Source organism: Devosia sp. T2-14 (assembly GCF_055397495.1).
This window is the reverse complement of sequence record NZ_AP027921.1, coordinates 1,664,050-1,680,699: the sequence shown is the minus strand read 5'-3', so window position 1 is coordinate 1,680,699 and position 16,650 is coordinate 1,664,050. Positions and strand designations below refer to the sequence as shown.

Genomic DNA, 16,650 nt, shown 5'->3' with positions numbered 1-16,650 from the left:
CCCTACCCTCGACATAAGCGAGCCCCCGCCCACCCCGCAAACACTTTGTGCGTTTTGCGCTCTTTGTTCGAATATCGCCCAAAAACGGCGTGGGAGTGGTTGGACGGGAGAGGGTGGTGGATGGAAGAGTGACCTCATGGTGAGGTGGAACCACGAGGTCGCGCGAGCGGAGGCCGGGACATCTGCGACACCCACCGGCGCTGCCCGCGGACTTGATCCGCGGGCCACCCTCAACTCGGCACAAGCGGCAAATGGCCCTCGGATCAAGTCCGAGGGCAGCGCTTGTGGGGAGGCGAGTTCTGCACCACACCTCGTGGTTCGAGGCTCGCCCGGGGCTCGACCCTCACCATGAGGCTACTGAACCGCCGCCCCTAAATATCAAAAAACACCGTCTCGTTCGGCCCCTGCAGATACACATCCAGCACGTATTTCGCGCCCGCTTCTTTCCGCGCGATCAGCGTTTCGCGGCGGCGCGGGTCGGCGATCTTGTTCAGCACATAGTCGCTGGCATTGGCCTCGGCTTCGTCGGCGAAATAGAGCCGGGTCTGCAAGCCGATATTGATGCCGCGCGCCACGATCCAGAGATTGATATGGGGCGCCATGGGCTTGCCATCAGGTCCGGCAACCGGGCCGGGCTTGACGGTTTCGAACGTAAACACGCCCTCGCCATTGGTCGGCTGGCGGCCCCAGCCGCTGAAGGCCGGCGTCGAATTGGAGCTCGGCGCCATCGGCGCGGCATAGGCGCCATCGGCATCGGCCTGCCAGGCTTCCACCACGGCATCGGTGACCGGCGCGCCCGAGCCATCGACGATGCGCCCGGAAACGGTAATCCGCTCGCCCTTGGTGTCGGGCGTCAGCATTTCCTTGCCGGGATCGACATCATAGACGCCCTTGATATCCGCGAAATTGGGCGTCAGCCCGATGTGAACATAGGGGCCTGCCGTCTGCGACGGGGATTCCTTGAGGGTCGGGACCGGGTGCAACATCAGTTCCCCTCCAGCTTGTTCTCGAACATGGTCGAACGGCGGCCGCGCAGCACAATGTCGAAGCGATAGGCCAGCGCATCCATCGGCGTGGTGTTGTGGCGGTCGAGCCGCGCCACCAGCTGATCGATGGCCGCCTTGTCGGCAATGGAACCCACGATCGGGCACTGCCAGATCATCGGGTCGCCCTCGAAATACATCTGGGTGATGAGGCGCTGCGCGAAGGCGTGGCCGAAAACCGAGAAGTGGATATGGGCGGGGCGCCAGTCATTGCCGCGATTGGGCCAGGGATAGGCGCCCGGCTTGATGGTGCGGAACGAGTAGAATCCGTTTTCATCGGTCACGGCGCGGCCGCAGCCGCCGAAATTGGGGTCGAGCGGGGCGAGATATGCCTCGCGCTTGTGGCGATAGCGACCACCAGCATTGGCCTGCCAGAATTCGACAAGCGTATTGGGCACCGGCCGCGCATTCTCGTCGAGCACCTGACCATAGACGATCAGCCGCTGGCCGATGGCCTCGGTGCCGTCCTGGCTGTAATTGCGGATCAGGTCGTTATCGAGCGGATTAAGGCTGGAATGACCGAAGGTCGGGCCGGTCATTTCCGAGGCGGTCGGGCTCAGCGACAGCAAGGCGTGCTTGGGGGCGCGCAGCGTCGTGCTCTTGTAGCCTGGCGTATCGGCCGGCGGATGCCAGGCGCGGTCGCGCTGATAGAGCACACCGTCAGCCCCCGGCAGAATGATCCCGCTCATTGGTTTGCCTCCAGCTTGGCCAGTTCTTCTTTGGCAATCTTGAATGCCCGATTGGCCGCCGGCACGCCAGCATAGACGGCGACATGCATCAGGGCCTCGGTAATGTCCTGCGGCGAGCAGCCGGTATTGACGGTGGAGCGCACATGCATGGCGACCTCCTCGTCATGGCCGAGCGCTGCCAGCAGCGCGATGGTCAGCATCGAGCGCTCGCGCTTGGAAATCCCCGGGCGCGACCACACCGAGCCCCAGGCGCCTTCGGTGATAAAGGTCTGGAAGTCGGCGTCCAACTCCGTCTGTCGCGCCGTCGCCGCATCGACGTGACGGTCGCCCAGCACGGAGCGCCGTGTCTGCATGCCCAGCTCGAACCGGGACATTTCAGTCATGACCGGCCTCCTTCAGAAAATGTGTCATCAGCCCGCTCAGTATTTCGGGTTGTTCAATGGATGGAATGTGCCCGGCCCCGGCAATCACCTCGAACCGAGCACCGGGAATTCGGTTGGCCGCATCGCGCACCAGTTCGACCGGGGTCGACAGGTCATGCTCGCCGGCAACGACCAGGGTGGGCACGGCAATCGCCGCCACCGCGTCCCGCAGGTCGGCATCGCGCAGTGCGGCGCAGGTGCCGAGATACCCATCCACCGGCATGCGCAGGAACATATTGGTCCAGCCCTTGAGATCGTCGGACTGCTCGCGGCGATAGCTTTCGGAGAACCAGCGCGGCATCACGCCATCCACAATGGCCGCCAGCCCACCCGTGCGCACCGCATCCATGCGGGCATTCCACATGGCGGCCTCGCCAATCTTGGGCGCAGTGTCACACAGCACCAGCGCTCCCAGCCGTTCGGGATGGCGGATGGCGAAACCCTGCGCGATCAGCCCGCCGACCGAGACACCGACCAGCGCCAGCCGGTCGACACCGAGATGATCGAGCAGGCCCGCGAGGTCATCAACGTGATCGTCGATCGAATAGTCACCACTGGGGCAATCGCTCAGGCCATGCCCGCGCTTGTCATAGGCGAGGATGCGATAGTCCCCCGCCATAAGCGCGATCACCTCATCCCAGATGCGGGCATCGGTGCCCAGCGAATTGGCCAGCACCAGCACCGGCAGGCCCTCGCGGCCATGCAGGCGGTAATGCAGCACGATCTGGTTGATGCGGGCAAAGGCCATGACGCTCCCTTTTCTGGCACCGATCTAAGGCCGGGGGCAGGGCCTTGTAAAATCATATGTTTTGCCAAAATTATAATCCTAGGGTTATGCTTCCAGCGAACGAGCCCCAAAAACTTGTTTCAATATGGCCAACGCATAACCGGAGGCATGTGAACATGGTGTCCAGCAGGATCGATCCGCGCATCAAGATGCGCCATCTCAGCTGCTTTGCCGAAGTGGCCCGGCTCAAGAGCATGGTCAATGCCGCGACCGCCCTCAACATCAGCCAGCCGGCCATTTCCAAGACCATCCAGGAGCTCGAGGAGCTGCTTGAGGCGCCGCTGTTCGACCGCAGCCGCCGCAAGCTGATGCTGACCCCGTTCGGCGACGTGTTTTACCGCTATGTCGGCACCAGCCTTGCTGCGCTGCGCCAGGGCATCGACGCGGCCAGCACCGGAACGGAACAGTCCATGGTCAAGGTCGGCGCGCTGCCCACCGTGTCGGCGCGCATCCTGCCGGCGGCCGTGGGCCTGTTCGCCGCCGAGCATCCCTATGGGCGCAGCCGCATCATCACCGGCCCCAATGGCTACCTGTTGTCACTGCTCCGCACCGGCGATGTCGATCTGGTGATCGGGCGCATGGCCGAGCCCGAAGCCATGGTGGGGCTGTCCTTCGAGCATCTCTATTCCGAGCGCGTGGTGCTGGTGGTGCGGGCGGGCCATCCCCTGCTCTCGGTGCGCGACTTCAACCTGGGCATGCTCGACGACTACCAGATGCTGATGCCCACCCCCGACTCCGTGATCCGCCCACTGGTGGTGCGCATGCTGCTGGCCAGCGGCGTCACCCATCTGCGCGACGAAATCGAGACCGTGTCCAATGCCTTTGGCCGATCCTATGTGCGCCAGACCGAGGCGATCTGGGCCATTTCCGAGGGCGTGGTGGCCGAGGACATTGCCGATGGCCAATTGGTGGCCCTGCCCGTCGATACCAGCGAAACTACCGGACCGGTGGGCCTGACCATGCGGGCCGATGCCACTCAAACGCTCGTTGCCCAGGGCTTCATGCAGGCAGTGCGCGACGTGGCGGCGCGGCTGCGCTGATTACGGCCAGGCGGCGAAGGAGCCATCGCGCCCGGCGCGGAATTTCTGGATCTGCTGGCGATAGCGCCCCGGCGACACCCCGGTCATGCGCGAAAAGAAGCGGTTGAAATAGGCCGCATCGCGAAAGCCCAGCGCATCGGCGATTTCACGCACCTGCAGCGCCGAGCGCTCCAGTAGGTTTTCCGCATCCTCCAGCAGGCGGTGATGCACCAGTTCGAGCGGCGACTGCCCGGTCGCCCGGCGGATGGCCGTGGTCAGCCGGTCGGTCGAAATGCCCATCGCCTTGGCGTAATCCTCGACGCGCCATTGCGTGCGCGCATTGAGCTCCACCAGCTGCATGAAACCCTGCACCAGCACGCGCGGCGAGGCCTGCGGCTGTGCCTCGCCCACTTCGCCCAGCCGCCAGAAGGCGATGAGCACGAGGCTCAGCCGGCTGGTGATCGCCTCGCGCATGCCCGGCAATTCGTCGCGCACCTCGCGCCGCAACGCCTCCAGATCGTGGATCGCCGCCCGCGCTGTCGCCGCATCAAGGCGCGCGCCCAGCAGCGGCCGGTCGATGGCCTGCCGCAGCGGCCCGGCAATGACGCTGGCCGGCACCACCCGCCCCAGGGCCGCGTCGGACACGGTCATCATCACGCCGCGCGCGCCCGCTTCGAGCCGCACGCTGGCCGCCACCCCGCTGGGCAGCCAGATCACGCAGGGCGCCTCGAAGCTGGTGGCCCCGCCGCCCAGCCGCACCACCCCGCTTCCCGAGGCCAGCACGAAACCATGCGCGCCGCGCCGCCCGCGCTCGGGTGAAAAGTCCCATTCCGAGACCGACAGAGCCCCGGCGACATCTTCGACTTCAACGGCCTGTACCAGGCTGGCGCGGGTCAGCGGGCTCAGCATATCGGCTCACAATCACACAAATTCCCGCGTAAAGTACAATTATCTCTCTGCAATGTCCATTTTATTGCCCGGCGTCCCGCTCTACCGTCTGGGGTAACGACGGCCAAACAGCCAAAGAGCTGGGCCGTGCTGCATTGTGAACGCCCATAACGGGCATGGAGGAGGAAGCTATGACCAGTATCAGCCGTAGAACCGTCTTGCAGGGCATGGGCGTCAGCGCTCTGGCCACGGCCCTGGCCGGATTGCCGGTTTTCGCGCAGGACCGCACGGCCATCCGCATCGGCTATGCCATTTCCAAGACCGGCGCCAATGCGGCCGGCGCGGGCATCTCGACCACGCCGAACTACCTGCTGTGGGTCGATGACGTGAACAAGGCCGGCGGCATCAAGCTGAGCAAGCTGGGCGTCACCCTGCCGCTCGAAGTCACCGAATATGACGACCGCTCCGCCGCCGAGGAAACTGTGCGTGCCATCGAGCGCCTCGCCACGCAGGACAATGTCGATTTCATCCTGCCCACCTGGGGCACGGGCGCAAACCTGGCCTCCGGCCCGACCTTCGACCGCTTCGGCTATCCCCAGCTCGCCGGCACCGCCGTTACCGACATGGCGCCCGATCTGGTCAAGCGCTGGAAGCACAGCTTCTGGATGCTGGGCGGCGGACACGATTATGCCAATGCGCTGGTCAAGCTCTTGGTCAAGCAGCGCGATGCCGGCGCCATCAACAACAAGGTCGCCATTGCCTCTGTCGCCGATGGCTTTGGCATCGACCTGTCCAAGGCCGCGACGCCCGCCTTCACCGAAGCCGGGTTTGAGCTGGTCTATGACAAGACCTATCCGCTGGGGACCTCCGACTTCGCGCCGATCATCAATGAAGTTGCGAGCCTCGGCGTCGACACCTTCGTCGCCTTCTCCTATCCGCCCGATACCTTCGCCATCACCCAGCAGTCGGTGGTCGCCAATTTCAGCCCGAAAGTGTTCTATCTCGGCGTCGGCACCGCCTTCCCGATCTATCCCAAGGTTGCCGGTCCCAACCATGACGGCGTCATGGGCGTCGGCGGCATCGACCCCGACAGCGAGGCGCTCGCCGCCTATTTCGAGCGCCACACCGCGCTCAACGGCCAGGCCCCCGACAGCTGGGCCAGCGCCATCACCTATGCGAGCCTCGAAATGCTGCATCAGGCCATCGAGCGCGTCGGCGATCTCGACCGCGAGGCCGTGACGGCGGAACTCTCGACCGGTGAATTCGACACCATCATCGGCAAGGTCAAGCTGGTCGACAATCAGCTGCGCGCCCTCTGGACCGTCGGCCAGTGGCAGGACGGCAAGTTCGTCGGCCTCGCCCACACCGAACGCGACGGCGCCCGCGACCCGGTTGTGCCGAAGCCCGCCTGGGTCCCTGCCGCCTAGACACCCCTGATCTGTCTCCCTCCCCCTTGTGGGGAGGGATTAAGGGTGGGGGCCTTGCCGCAAGCAGCACCCCCACCCAACCTCCCCCTGAAGGGGGAGGAGCAGTACCAGTGCCTGGGCAACATCACGCCCCAAACGCGATGCCATCCCTCCCCCTACCAGGGGGAGGCCGGGAGGGGGTACCTTCCCTCACCACCGCATAGACTGCGGCTCATCGAGCCCCAACCACCCGGAGCCCCCATGCTCTTAAGCGCCATCCTCACCGGCCTCGTCCTCGGGGGCACTTATGCCCTCGTGGCCATGGGGCTGACCCTGCAATATGGGGTCGCCCGCATCATGAACCTGGCCTATGGCGACGTGATCATCGCCGCCAGCTTCGGCGCCTTCGTGCTGTTCACCGCCCTCGGCATCAATCCGCTGCTGGGCATGCTGATCGTCATTCCCGCCGGCTTTGCGCTGAGCTGGGTGATCTATGCCGTCATGCTGCAGCCCCTCGCCCGCCGCTCCCGGGATCGCGGCCGCCTTGAAGGCGACTCGATCCTCGCCACCTTCGGGCTACTCTTCGTCATTCAGGGCGTGGCGCTGGTGATCTTCGGCTCGGGTTTCATGAGCTACAATTTCCTCGCCATCCCAGTCGATATCCTAGGCACCACCATTGCCGCCAACCGCTTGCTAGCTTTCGTGCTGGCCATCGTCTTTGGCCTGGGGCTCTGGCTGGTGCTGACGCGCACCCGCTTTGGCACCGTCATTCGCGCCGTCGCGGCCAATCCCGCTTCGGCGCCGCTGGTCGGCATCAATGTCGATGCCGTTGCCCGCTTTGCCTTTGCGTTGGGCGGGGCACTGGCCGCCGCCGGGGGCGTGGTGGTTTCGATGTATCTCACCTTCTCAGCCACGATGGGCGTCATCTTCACCATGAAGGCGCTGATCGTGGTCATCATGGGCGGGGTCGGCAATCTGATGGGCGCGCTGGCCGCCGGGCTGATCCTGGGGCTGGTCGAAACGCTGGTCGCCAGCTTCATTGATCCTGGCCTGACCCTCGCCGCCACCTATCTCATGTTCCTGGCCGTGCTTGTCGTGCGTCCGCAGGGCCTCTTCGGGAAGGCAGCACGATGAAACTGGTTCTTGCCCTTGTTGCCGTCGCCGCCCTGGCCTTCGTGCCGGCCTTTGCCGGGCCCTATCCGCTCGGCCTGATGATCGGCATTCTCGGCTATGGCGTGCTCGCCACGGCCTGGGCCATGTTCTCGGGTCCCACCCGCTACATTTCCCTCGCCACCGTCGCCTTCTTCGGCCTCGGCGCCTATACCGTTGCCGTGCTCGCCGATGTCATGCCCTATCCGCTGGTGCTGCTCGCGTCAGCGGTCGTGGGCCTCCTCGTGGCCCTGATCGTCGGCCTCGCTACCCTGCGGCTAGCCGGTGTCTATTTCGTTGTCTTCACCTTCGGGCTGACCGAACTGGTGCGCCAGCTGGTGACCTATTACGAGGTCAACATCACCCGCACTTTGGGGCGCTATGTGTTCCTGCCCATCGGGCCCGAGCATATCTACTGGCAGCTGCTGGGCCTGCTGGCCATCACGCTGGCCATTGCCTGGTGGGTGCGGCAGGCCAAGATTGGCCTGGCCCTGCGCGTCATCGGTGACGATCCGGTCGTGGCGAGCCATCTGGGCATCCGCATCGCCCGCACCAAGCTGACCCTGTTCTCAATCAGCGCCGTCATCATGACGCTGGCCGGCGCCATCCAGGCGCCGCGCTGGACCTATATCGAGCCCTCGATCGTCTTCAACCCGACCACCAGCTTCCTCGTCGTCATCATGGCGCTGCTCGGTGGCCCCAATCGCCTGTTCGGACCGCTGCTGGGCGCCATTCCGCTCTTCCTGCTGTTCGAGTGGCTTTCCGCCAACTTTCCGAACCACTATTCGATCATCCTGGGCCTCCTATTCATCGCCATCGTCTTCGTGCTGCCCAATGGCGTGCTCGCGGCGGGGGACAGCCTATGGGCCCGCCTTACGCGAAAGGAGGCCGCCCAATGAGCCTTCTCAGCCTCACCAATGTCACCAAGCGCTTCGGCGGCCTCACCGCCGTAAATGGCCTGAGCTTTGATCTCACCGAGGGCGAAACCGTCGGCCTGCTCGGCCCCAATGGCTCGGGCAAGACCACCGCGCTCAACATGATCTCGGGTTTCCTGCCCGTGTCGGATGGCGCCATTACCCTCTCCGGCCACACCATCTCGACCCTGAGTTCGGATCGCATCGCCCATTATGGCGTGGCCCGCACCTTCCAGCTGGTGCGCGCACTGCCCTCCCTGACGGTCGGTGAAAACGTGCTGGCCGCCCTCGCCTTCCGCCGGGAGCCGCTCTGGGGCCAGGCCGCGCGCGACCGCATCGAGGTGCTGCTGGCCGAGGTGGGCCTGGGCGGGCGCGCCGATCAGCCCGCCGATAGTCTCACCTATATCGACCTCAAGCGCATGGAACTGGCCCGCGCCCTCGCAACCGATCCAAAGCTGCTGCTGCTCGACGAATGGCTGGCCGGGCTCAACCCAACCGAGCTGCGCGCCGGCATTGATCTCATCACCTCACTGCGCCAGCGCGGCATCACCATCCTCTTAGTGGAACACGTCATGGATGCGGTGCGGGCGCTGTGCACCCGCTGCATCGTGATGAATACCGGCAGCAAGATCGCCGATGGCCCCACCGCCGAGGTGCTGGCCCATCCCGAAGTCATCCGCGCCTATCTGGGAGACGACCATGCTTAGCGCCGGTCCGATTTCGCTGCATTACGGCAAGCATCTGGCGCTCGATGGCGTCTCCGTCACCGTTGCCGATGGCGAGACCGTCGTCGTGCTCGGTGCCAATGGCGCGGGCAAGTCCAGCCTGCTCAAGGCCATTGCCGGTCTGGTCCGCCCCGCCCCCGGCGCCAGCGTCACCCTCGGCGGCACCGAACTGATCGGCCGCCCGGCCCATGCCTTTCTCGAACAGGGCGTCGCGCTCGTTCCCGAGGGCCGCGGCATCTTTGGCGACCTTACCGTCGCCGAAAATCTCGAGCTGGGCGCCTATACGCGCCACGCCCGCCCGCATGAGGCGCGGCAACGCGCCCTGGTGCTCGACCTCTTCCCGCGCCTGGCCGAACGGCAGCGCCAGATTGCCCGCACCATGTCGGGCGGCGAGCAGCAGATGCTGGCCATCGGCCGCGCGCTGATGAGCTGTCCCAAGTTGTTGATGCTCGATGAACCGAGCTTGGGCCTGGCGCCCATTGTCACCACCGAGCTGTTCGCCGCGCTGGCCCGCATCCGCGAGACCGGCATTGCCCTTTTGGTGGTGGAGCAGAACGTCAAGGCGAGCCTGGGCATTGCCCATCGCGGCTACCTGATGGAAGCCGGTCGCATCACCGGCTCGGGCACCGCCGACGCCCTGCGCGGCGATGCCGCCGTGCAGCAGGCTTTCCTGGGAGGCGTCGCATGAGCGCCCCCCGAACGACACCCCTTCACGCCGTGCGAATGATTACCAACGGAGACTTGCAATGACCGACCTCGGCCTGTTCATCAACAATCAGGAAGCCGAAGCGACGGGCGGCGGCACGTTCGAGCGCAACAATCCCGTCACCGGGGAACTGGCGACCCGCGCCGCCGCCGCCACCGTGGATGACGCGCTGCGCGCCGCCGATGCCGCCACTGCCGCCTTCCCCGCTTGGAGCAAAACCGCCCCCTCGGCGCGCCGCAAGATCCTGCTGGCCGCCGCCGACAAGCTCGAAAGCCACATGGCCGATTTCATCGCCACCATGGCCGCCGAGACCGGCGCGACGGCAGGCTGGGCCGGTTTCAACGTCACCCTCGCAGCCGAAATGCTGCGCGAGGCGGCGGGCCTGACCACCCAGATCACTGGCGAGATCATCCCCTCCAACCGCCCGGGCTCCACCGCCTATGCGGTGCGACAGGCCGCCGGCGTCATCCTCTCGATCGCGCCGTGGAATGCCCCGGTCATCCTGGGCGTCCGCTCGCTCGCCACCCCGCTCGCCTGCGGCAATACCGTGGTGTTCAAGTCGAGCGAGATCTGCCCGCGCACCCATAGCCTCATCGCCCAGGCGCTGTTCGAGGCGGGCCTGCCGCCCGGCGTGCTCAATGTCGTCTCCAACGCGCCCGCCGACGCCTCGGCGCTGGTCGAAGCGCTGATCGGGCACAAGGGCATCCGCCGCGTCAACTTCACCGGCTCGACCCGCGTTGGCCGCATTATCGCCGAAACCGCAGCGCGCAACCTCAAGCCCGCGCTGCTCGAACTGGGCGGCAAGGCCCCCTTCGTCGTGCTCGACGACGCCGATATCGAGCAGGCGGTCAATGCCGCGGCCTTTGGCGCCTATATGAACCAGGGCCAGATCTGCATGTCGACCGAGCGCATCGTGGTCGACGACGCCATTGCCGACGAATTCGTCGCCGCGCTCAGCGCCAAGGCCACCTCGCTCAAGGCGGGCGATCCGCGCGAAGGCAATACCCCGCTCGGGTGCCTGGTCGATCTCGGCGCCGCCCAGCGCATCGATGCGCTGATCAAGGATGCCGTGGCCAAGGGCGCCCGCGTCGCCGCCGGTGGCGGGATCGACGGCACCATCATGCAGGCCACCGTGCTCGATGGCGTCACCCCGGGCATGAAGATCTATCGCGACGAGTCCTTCGGGCCGGTGGTGGCGGTGATCCGCGTCGGCAGCATCGACGAGGCCGTGCGCGTCGCCAACGATACCGAATATGGCCTGTCGGCCGCCGTGTTCGGCCGCGACGTGCAGCGCGCCATGGGCGTGGCCGCCCGCATTGAATCGGGCATCTGCCACGTCAACGGCCCCACCGTGCACGATGAGGCCCAAATGCCGTTTGGCGGGGTCAAGGCCTCCGGCTATGGCCGCTTCGGCGGCAAGGCGGGCATCGCCGAATTCACCGAACTGCGCTGGATCACCGTGCAGGACGGCGCCATCCACTACCCGTTCTAAGCCGATAGAACTCTGTCCCTCGCCGCAGGGGCGGAGTTCAAAATCACGGACAAAAAAGCCCCCGCCTCGAAAGGCGGGGGCTTCAAGCATTCCTGTTTGCAGTCGGGGTCAGCCCCGCTGCGCCACCAGCTCCAGCAGCGCCCGCACCGCGGTGCCATAGCCACGTGCGCCCAGCCCCGCCATCACCACATCGGCGCGCATCGACACATAGGAGCGGTGATAGATCGCCTCGCGCTTGTGCACGTTGGAGATGTGGAACTCGATCACCGGCCCCTCAAACATCTTGAGCGCGTCGAGCAGCGCGATCGAGGTGAAGGTGAAGGCGGCGGGATTGATCACAATCCCGGCCCCTTCGTCGATCGCCTCATGCACCCAGTTGATCAGGGCTTCTTCGCTATTGGTCTGGCGGAACTGCAGCGGGGTATCCCCTGCCGCGTCCCGGCAGATCTGCTCGACCTCGGCCAGCGTGGTCGTGCCGTAGATGGAGGGCTCCCGCTTGCCCAGCCGATTAAGGTTGGGCCCGTTGAGAACGTAGATCGGCTTCATCGCATCAGCCCCCGTAACCGAACTGGCGCGGCAGCCAAAGCACCAGGTCGGGCACGAAGGTGAACACCATCAGCGCCACCAGCAGGCCGAGCAGGAACGGCATCACGTCGGCCACCAAATGGCGCATCGGCGAGCCCGATATCTTGGTCATGATGAACAGCAGCATGCCATAGGGCGGAGTGATCAGGCCGAGCATGATGTTGACGATGACGACCAGCCCGAAATGCACCATGTCGATGCCCAGAGCCTGCGCCGTGGGGATCAGCACCGGCACGATGACCAGCAGGATCGTCGTGCCTTCCAGCACGCAGCCCAGGATCAGCAGCAGCAGGTTGACCACGATCAGGAAGGTGATGGGGTCGAGGTTCCAGCCGATCAGGATGGCGCTGATGGTGCGCGGGATATTCTCAACAGTCACCACATAGTTGAACACCAGCGCGCCGGCGATCAGCATGCCGATGGTGGCCGTGGTCTTGGCCGAAGTCAGCAGCGACTGGTAGAATTCGCGGCCATTGACGCTGCGATAGACCACGATGGACACGACCAGCGCATAGAAGGCCGCGACAGCCGCCGCCTCGGTGGGCGTGGTGATGCCGCCATAGATGCCATACATCAGCACCACCGGCATCATCAGCACCGGCAAGGCTTCCCAGGTCATCTTGGGCAGCTTGCGGAATGGCACCGGCGGTTCCACCGGGAAGTTCTTGATCCGCGCAGTGACGGCGATCTGCACCATCATGACGCCCGCCATGAACAGGCCCGGAATGACACCGGCCAGGAACAGGTAGCCAATGGAAGTGTCGGCCACCAGGGCATAGAGCACCATGGGAATTGAGGGCGGAATGATCGGGCCGATCACCGCCGTCACCGCCGTCAGCGCGGCCGCATAGCTAGGGGTGTATTTGTTGTCCTTGGTCATCATGTGCTGCATCATCTTGCCCGAGCCGGCAGCGTCAGCCACGGCCGAGCCGGACATGCCGGCAAAGACGATCGATTGCAGCACGTTGACCTGCGCCAGCCCGCCCCGGAAGCGGCCCACCACCGCGTCACACCACTTGAGCAGGCGTTCTGACAGGGTGCCCGAATTCATGATCTCGGCGGCGAGGATGAACAGCGGCACGGCCAGCATGATGTAGTTGGAATACATGCCGTTGAGGAACTGCTCGGCGACGATCCCCATGTCCTGGCCGGTGAACAGCAGGTAGAGAATGGAGCCGCAGAGCATGGAAACGCCCATCGGCAGGCCGAGGAAAGCCAGCGCGGTGATCAGCACCAGCGCGGCCGTGAATTGGGTTGAAATGGTCATACGCCTGACCCTGCCTTGGTTGGATCAAAGCCTTCGCTGTCCTTGCCCCAGACCGCCTGATAGGCAAGCCAGAGCTGGCGGACAATCATCGCCACGGCGAAGATGGCATAGATCGAATAGAGATAATCGAAGCGGATCTTGAGATAGGCCGTCTTCTCGACCTTCATGAACATCACGTAGTCGATGACGGCCGGCAGCGAGACGGTGAACAGCGCCACCAGCGTCACCGCCGAGATGAACACCATCACCCGCCGCGTGCGGTTGCCCACGGCCGCATAGAAGATGTCGAAGCGGATTTCTTCGTGGTCTCGCACCACGAAGGCGGTGCCGAACAGCACCATCCAGAGCCACATCATGACGCTGATTTCATGCGTCCAGCCGATGGGCAGGTTGATGACATAGCGAAACACGATCTGCAGGATGAACACCGCAAACATGATCGCCAGCATGGCGGCGAGCACGTTCTCGGCACGCGCATACAGCCATGCGCCGATAGGGGCGAAACGATTAGGCATCGCGAACTCCGCGCGCGCACCGAAGTCCGCGCGATGTTGGAATGGGATTGCGGAAGGGTGCCACCCTTGCCTGACATGCCGCGGGACACCCGGTCCCGGCCGGCAGGAGAAACGAAATCGGGCGGCTCGCCTCATGGCAAGCCGCCCGTCTCAATTACAGCGCGTTGATGCGGTCCACGACGCCAGCCGGCCAGTCCTTGGCCAGGTCGGAATCCAGATACATCTGCTGTGCGTGCTTGCGGAACGCGTCGAGGTCAGGCGTGTAGATCTTGAGACCGACGCCCTCGAACTGGCTCACCAGCGCGGCTTCGCGGTCCAGGTGGGCCTTCTGGCTGAAGTCGATGGCGGCGTTTGCCGCGGTCTGCACCTGCGCCTGCTGTTCCGGCGACATGGCGTTCCAGCTGTCGTTCGAGATCACCAGCAGGTCGAAGCCCACCAGATGCGAGGTCAGCACGATCTGCTTCATCACTTCGTAGAACTTCATGTTCTCGACGTTGGGCAGCGGATTGTCCTGGCCGTCGATCGCGCCGGTCTGCAGGCCCGTATAGACTTCGGCATAGGCCATTGGCGTCGGGTTGGCGCCGATCGAGCTGCCGAGGAACTGCCAGGCGTCGCCGCCGGGCATGCGCAGCTTGATGCCAGCCATGTCGGCCGGGGTCTTGATGTCCTTGTCTATGCGCAGGCCCACCTGGCGGGCGCCGAAATAGGTCGGCCCGAGAATGTGCACGCCGAGCTGGTCGGAGGCCATCTGCTTGAATTCAGCGCCGACATCGCTGTCGAAGAAGGTGCGCAGGTGTGCCGCATCGCGGAACAGATAGGCCGAGGTCAGCACCGACCAGGCCGGGATCTGGTTGGAGATATCCTGGGGGGCGATATTGCCCATTTCCAGGTTCCCGCGCTGCAGCGCGACGAGTTCGGTGCCCTGCTTGAACAGGTTGCCGCCGTAATAGGGCTCAAGGGTGAACTGGTCACCGACCTGGCCGGCGAACATGTCCATCATCTCGGCGCGAATGTCCTGCTCCGAGAACACGGCCGAGAAACGCAGCACGGGCTTGTCCTGTGCCAGCGCCGGCACGGCAGCGGCCAGCATCAGGCCGCCAAGCAGCACAGCGCGGCGCGTAAATCCAAAACGCATTGTTATCCTCCCATTTGTCGCCTGCGATCACAGGCACCCTTACCAGGCGACACGGCTGCACACCGTCTTCTACCGCCCTTGCGACACAATGTACGAAACAGTTCGTTCATGTCAACGCCCCATTCCAAGCAAGGCGAGAATGACTGAACCAATCTTCTTTGTCACGTATTTCTGATTTTATATGATGAAAACGGATACCTTTGACAGCCACGGTCGCGCGGCGCTAGGATCGGGCGGCGGGGAGGCTCATTTGGCACAAGATCAGCAGGCAGTGGTGGAAGGCGTCAGCGACCTGGCCTTGCGGCGCATTCGCGACGACATCGTATCGGGCGTGCTGCCGCCGGGCAGGAAGCTCCGGCTGGAGGCGCTCAGGGAACAATATGGCGCCAGCGTCAGCACGCTGCGCGAATTGCTCAGCCGCCTCGCCAGCGAGAATCTCGTTGTTGCCGAAGGGCAGCGCGGCTTCGAGGTCGCCCCCGCCACGCCCGACAATCTGCGCGAGATCGCCGACCTGCGCCTGCTGCTCGAAAGCCATGCCATTCGCCTGTCCGTCGCGGCGGGGGATCTGGACTGGGAGGGGCGCGTCGTCGCCGCGCATCACAAGCTGGCGGTCATCGAGAGCCAGCTGCTCAACGGCGAGATCGACCGCACCGCCCAATGGGTGCGCTACGACTTCGCCTTCCACAATGCACTGATTTCGGCCTGTGGTTCACAGACCCTTCTGGCCCTGCACGCCTCGGTCTTCGACCGCTTCATCCGCTACCACATGCTGGCCCAGAGCTTCCGCGGCGCCGCCGTCTCCGATGACCACAAGGCCCTGTTCAACCTCGCCATGGCCCGCAATGTCGACGCCGTCGTCCAAAAACTCACCAGCCACATCTCCAGCGGCGTCGAACACGTCCTGGCGTCAGGCCGGATTTAGGGGCTATCCCACCGCCGCCAGAAACGTCCCCGTCATCGCCCCAGCATCCGGTTTCACCCCGGAGAACAGTTCGAACGCCCGCACAGCCTGGTAGACGGCCATGCCACCGCCCGGCAGCACTTTGCAGCCGCGGTCTCGCGCCAGGTGGATGAGTTCGGTCTCGAGCGGGAAATACACCACGTCCGCCACCCAGTGCCGCGCCTCGAGCAGGGTCGCGGCGATCGGCGTGCCGGGATGCTTGGCCATGCCCATGGGCGTGGTGTTGACCACGCCATCGGCCAGCCCGACGACAGCAGCGACATCTTCGACCGCCTCAACCCGGGCGCCGAGCAGGCGGCGCAGGCGCGCGGCCAGCGCTTCGGCCTTGCCCGGTTGGGTGTCGAAGATATCGAGCCGCTCCGTGGCGCATTGCAGCAGGGCCTGTGAGACGGCCGCCCCCGCGCCGCCCGAGCCCAGCTGCAATACCCGTCCCCGTGGCACGGAAGCCAGTCCCTGCCGGAAGCTCTCGGCGAACCCCCAGCAGTCGGTATTGTGGCCGATGGTGCGCGCCCCGCCCAGCACCACGGTATTGACCGCCCCGATCGCCACCGCTTCGGGCGACAGGTCATCGAGCAGGGGCAGCACCACCTGCTTGAACGGATAGGTCACGTTGAGCCCGGCAAAACCCAGCGCCCGCGCCTCGGCCAGCACGGCGGGCAGGTCGGCATCGTCGAGCCCCAGCCGGTCGAAATCGATCAGGTGATAGGTATAGTCGAGCCCCAGCCGGGCGCCTTCGCGCTCATGCATCAGCGGGGTCAGCGATGCGCCGATCCCGCGGCCGACCAGGCCAATGGTGATGGCGCCCGGCCCCGGCCGCTGCCCCAGCAACACGGCATTGAGAATGGTCTGGCCTGAAGCTGCACTGGCGATCTGCACGGCACGGGTCTCCCCAGGTTCACCCGCCCAAAGCGCAGTGACCTTGTCTTTTGCCTCTGGCACCCGATAAA

Annotated in this window: 18 protein-coding genes; 8 read left to right on the top strand and 10 right to left on the bottom strand. The window is 65.0% G+C overall.

The genetic code is table 11. From position 1 onward, the window contains the following. Nucleotides 1–371: 371 nt before the first annotated feature. Genes pcaG through pcaD form a run of 4 tightly spaced genes read right to left on the bottom strand, consistent with a single transcriptional unit; the run spans nt 372 to nt 2,902 of the window. Entirely contained in the window at nt 372–986 is a 615-nt protein-coding gene (gene pcaG / locus ACZ5WT_RS08310) for a protocatechuate 3,4-dioxygenase subunit alpha (protein WP_464286901.1), read from the bottom strand. Further along, nucleotides 986–1,732, bottom strand: coding sequence for a protocatechuate 3,4-dioxygenase subunit beta (pcaH, locus tag ACZ5WT_RS08305; RefSeq protein WP_464286900.1), 747 nt, complete (start codon nt 1,730–1,732; stop codon nt 986–988). Before pcaH ends, pcaG begins: the two co-directional genes overlap by 1 nt. Then, nucleotides 1,729–2,115: a 4-carboxymuconolactone decarboxylase gene (pcaC, locus tag ACZ5WT_RS08300; protein ID WP_464286899.1), complete on the bottom strand. Its 387-nt coding sequence runs from the start codon at nt 2,113–2,115 to the stop codon at nt 1,729–1,731. The genes pcaH and pcaC overlap by 4 nt, the downstream gene beginning before the upstream one ends. Next, nucleotides 2,108–2,902 carry a 3-oxoadipate enol-lactonase gene (pcaD, locus tag ACZ5WT_RS08295; RefSeq protein ID WP_464286898.1) on the bottom strand — a complete coding sequence of 265 codons (795 nt, stop codon included), beginning with the start codon at nt 2,900–2,902 and terminating at the stop codon, nt 2,108–2,110. Before pcaD ends, pcaC begins: the two co-directional genes overlap by 8 nt. Before the next feature lie 155 nt (nt 2,903–3,057). Between pcaD and pcaQ the strand changes: the two genes are divergently transcribed. Further along, complete coding sequence (gene pcaQ, locus ACZ5WT_RS08290) at nt 3,058–3,981, top strand: pca operon transcription factor PcaQ (protein WP_464286897.1); 924 nt, start codon at nt 3,058–3,060, stop codon at nt 3,979–3,981. On the opposite strand, the gene ACZ5WT_RS08285 is transcribed toward pcaQ, so the two are convergent. Further along, nucleotides 3,982–4,869 carry a helix-turn-helix domain-containing protein gene (locus tag ACZ5WT_RS08285; RefSeq protein WP_464286896.1) on the bottom strand — a complete coding sequence of 296 codons (888 nt, stop codon included), beginning with the start codon at nt 4,867–4,869 and terminating at the stop codon, nt 3,982–3,984. Nucleotides 4,870–5,039: 170 nt separating this feature from the next. Here ACZ5WT_RS08285 and ACZ5WT_RS08280 point away from each other — a divergent pair, with 170 nt between their 5' ends. From ACZ5WT_RS08280 to ACZ5WT_RS08255, 6 genes are all read left to right on the top strand, one after another. Beyond that, the gene (locus ACZ5WT_RS08280; protein ID WP_464286895.1) at nt 5,040–6,275 is read left to right on the top strand and encodes an amino acid ABC transporter substrate-binding protein; all 1,236 of its coding nucleotides are present in this window, start codon (nt 5,040–5,042) and stop codon (nt 6,273–6,275) included. 240 nt (nt 6,276–6,515) lie between these two features. Further along, complete coding sequence (locus ACZ5WT_RS08275) at nt 6,516–7,388, top strand: branched-chain amino acid ABC transporter permease (RefSeq protein WP_464286894.1); 873 nt, start codon at nt 6,516–6,518, stop codon at nt 7,386–7,388. Next, nucleotides 7,385–8,302, top strand: coding sequence for a branched-chain amino acid ABC transporter permease (locus ACZ5WT_RS08270; protein ID WP_464286893.1), 918 nt, complete (start codon nt 7,385–7,387; stop codon nt 8,300–8,302). The genes ACZ5WT_RS08275 and ACZ5WT_RS08270 overlap by 4 nt, the downstream gene beginning before the upstream one ends. Beyond that, a complete protein-coding gene (locus tag ACZ5WT_RS08265; RefSeq protein WP_464286892.1) occupies nt 8,299–9,024 on the top strand; it encodes an ABC transporter ATP-binding protein in 726 nt (241 codons plus the stop codon). The genes ACZ5WT_RS08270 and ACZ5WT_RS08265 overlap by 4 nt, the downstream gene beginning before the upstream one ends. Continuing rightward, entirely contained in the window at nt 9,017–9,730 is a 714-nt protein-coding gene (locus ACZ5WT_RS08260) for an ABC transporter ATP-binding protein (RefSeq protein ID WP_464286891.1), read from the top strand. The genes ACZ5WT_RS08265 and ACZ5WT_RS08260 overlap by 8 nt, the downstream gene beginning before the upstream one ends. A 58-nt stretch (nt 9,731–9,788) precedes the next feature. Then, entirely contained in the window at nt 9,789–11,240 is a 1,452-nt protein-coding gene (locus ACZ5WT_RS08255; RefSeq protein ID WP_464286890.1) for an aldehyde dehydrogenase, read from the top strand. Between the two features lie 108 nt (nt 11,241–11,348). Here ACZ5WT_RS08255 and ACZ5WT_RS08250 read toward each other — a convergent pair whose 3' ends face one another. The 4 genes from ACZ5WT_RS08250 to dctP all read right to left on the bottom strand — a co-directional run bounded on the left by ACZ5WT_RS08250 (nt 11,349) and on the right by dctP (nt 14,742). Further along, a complete protein-coding gene (locus ACZ5WT_RS08250) occupies nt 11,349–11,786 on the bottom strand; it encodes a type II 3-dehydroquinate dehydratase (RefSeq protein ID WP_464286889.1) in 438 nt (145 codons plus the stop codon). A 4-nt stretch (nt 11,787–11,790) separates the two neighbouring features. Beyond that, a complete protein-coding gene (locus tag ACZ5WT_RS08245) occupies nt 11,791–13,092 on the bottom strand; it encodes a TRAP transporter large permease (RefSeq protein WP_464286888.1) in 1,302 nt (433 codons plus the stop codon). Continuing rightward, a complete protein-coding gene (locus ACZ5WT_RS08240) occupies nt 13,089–13,607 on the bottom strand; it encodes a TRAP transporter small permease (protein WP_464286887.1) in 519 nt (172 codons plus the stop codon). Before ACZ5WT_RS08240 ends, ACZ5WT_RS08245 begins: the two co-directional genes overlap by 4 nt. A gap of 154 nt (nt 13,608–13,761) precedes the next feature. Beyond that, the gene (gene dctP, locus ACZ5WT_RS08235; RefSeq protein ID WP_464286886.1) at nt 13,762–14,742 is read right to left on the bottom strand and encodes a TRAP transporter substrate-binding protein DctP; all 981 of its coding nucleotides are present in this window, start codon (nt 14,740–14,742) and stop codon (nt 13,762–13,764) included. Between the two features lie 250 nt (nt 14,743–14,992). Between dctP and ACZ5WT_RS08230 the strand changes: the two genes are divergently transcribed. Then, complete coding sequence (locus ACZ5WT_RS08230; protein WP_464286885.1) at nt 14,993–15,664, top strand: GntR family transcriptional regulator; 672 nt, start codon at nt 14,993–14,995, stop codon at nt 15,662–15,664. 3 nt (nt 15,665–15,667) lie between these two features. Here the strand turns inward: ACZ5WT_RS08230 and ACZ5WT_RS08225 are convergent, their stop codons facing one another. Next, on the bottom strand, nt 15,668–16,579 hold the full coding sequence (locus ACZ5WT_RS08225) for a shikimate dehydrogenase (RefSeq protein WP_464286884.1): 912 nt from the start codon (nt 16,577–16,579) through the stop codon (nt 15,668–15,670). Nucleotides 16,580–16,650: the final 71 nt, after the last annotated feature.

Bases quoted from the DNA above. Each gene is read 5' to 3' on its own strand.
- pcaD (WP_464286898.1), bottom strand. From the start codon at position 2,902: ATGGCCTTTGCCCGCATCAACCAGATCGTGCTGCATTACCGCCTGCAT.
- ACZ5WT_RS08265 (WP_464286892.1), top strand. From the start codon at position 8,299: ATGAGCCTTCTCAGCCTCACCAATGTCACCAAGCGCTTCGGCGGCCTC.
- ACZ5WT_RS08240 (WP_464286887.1), bottom strand. From the start codon at position 13,607: ATGCCTAATCGTTTCGCCCCTATCGGCGCATGGCTGTATGCGCGTGCC.
- ACZ5WT_RS08280 (WP_464286895.1), top strand. From the start codon at position 5,040: ATGACCAGTATCAGCCGTAGAACCGTCTTGCAGGGCATGGGCGTCAGC.
- dctP (WP_464286886.1), bottom strand. From the start codon at position 14,742: ATGCGTTTTGGATTTACGCGCCGCGCTGTGCTGCTTGGCGGCCTGATG.
- ACZ5WT_RS08270 (WP_464286893.1), top strand. From the start codon at position 7,385: ATGAAACTGGTTCTTGCCCTTGTTGCCGTCGCCGCCCTGGCCTTCGTG.
- ACZ5WT_RS08275 (WP_464286894.1), top strand. From the start codon at position 6,516: ATGCTCTTAAGCGCCATCCTCACCGGCCTCGTCCTCGGGGGCACTTAT.
- ACZ5WT_RS08285 (WP_464286896.1), bottom strand. From the start codon at position 4,869: ATGCTGAGCCCGCTGACCCGCGCCAGCCTGGTACAGGCCGTTGAAGTC.
- ACZ5WT_RS08255 (WP_464286890.1), top strand. From the start codon at position 9,789: ATGACCGACCTCGGCCTGTTCATCAACAATCAGGAAGCCGAAGCGACG.
- ACZ5WT_RS08260 (WP_464286891.1), top strand. From the start codon at position 9,017: ATGCTTAGCGCCGGTCCGATTTCGCTGCATTACGGCAAGCATCTGGCG.
- pcaG (WP_464286901.1), bottom strand. From the start codon at position 986: ATGTTGCACCCGGTCCCGACCCTCAAGGAATCCCCGTCGCAGACGGCA.
- pcaC (WP_464286899.1), bottom strand. From the start codon at position 2,115: ATGACTGAAATGTCCCGGTTCGAGCTGGGCATGCAGACACGGCGCTCC.
- ACZ5WT_RS08245 (WP_464286888.1), bottom strand. From the start codon at position 13,092: ATGACCATTTCAACCCAATTCACGGCCGCGCTGGTGCTGATCACCGCG.
- pcaQ (WP_464286897.1), top strand. From the start codon at position 3,058: ATGGTGTCCAGCAGGATCGATCCGCGCATCAAGATGCGCCATCTCAGC.
- ACZ5WT_RS08250 (WP_464286889.1), bottom strand. From the start codon at position 11,786: ATGAAGCCGATCTACGTTCTCAACGGGCCCAACCTTAATCGGCTGGGC.
- pcaH (WP_464286900.1), bottom strand. From the start codon at position 1,732: ATGAGCGGGATCATTCTGCCGGGGGCTGACGGTGTGCTCTATCAGCGC.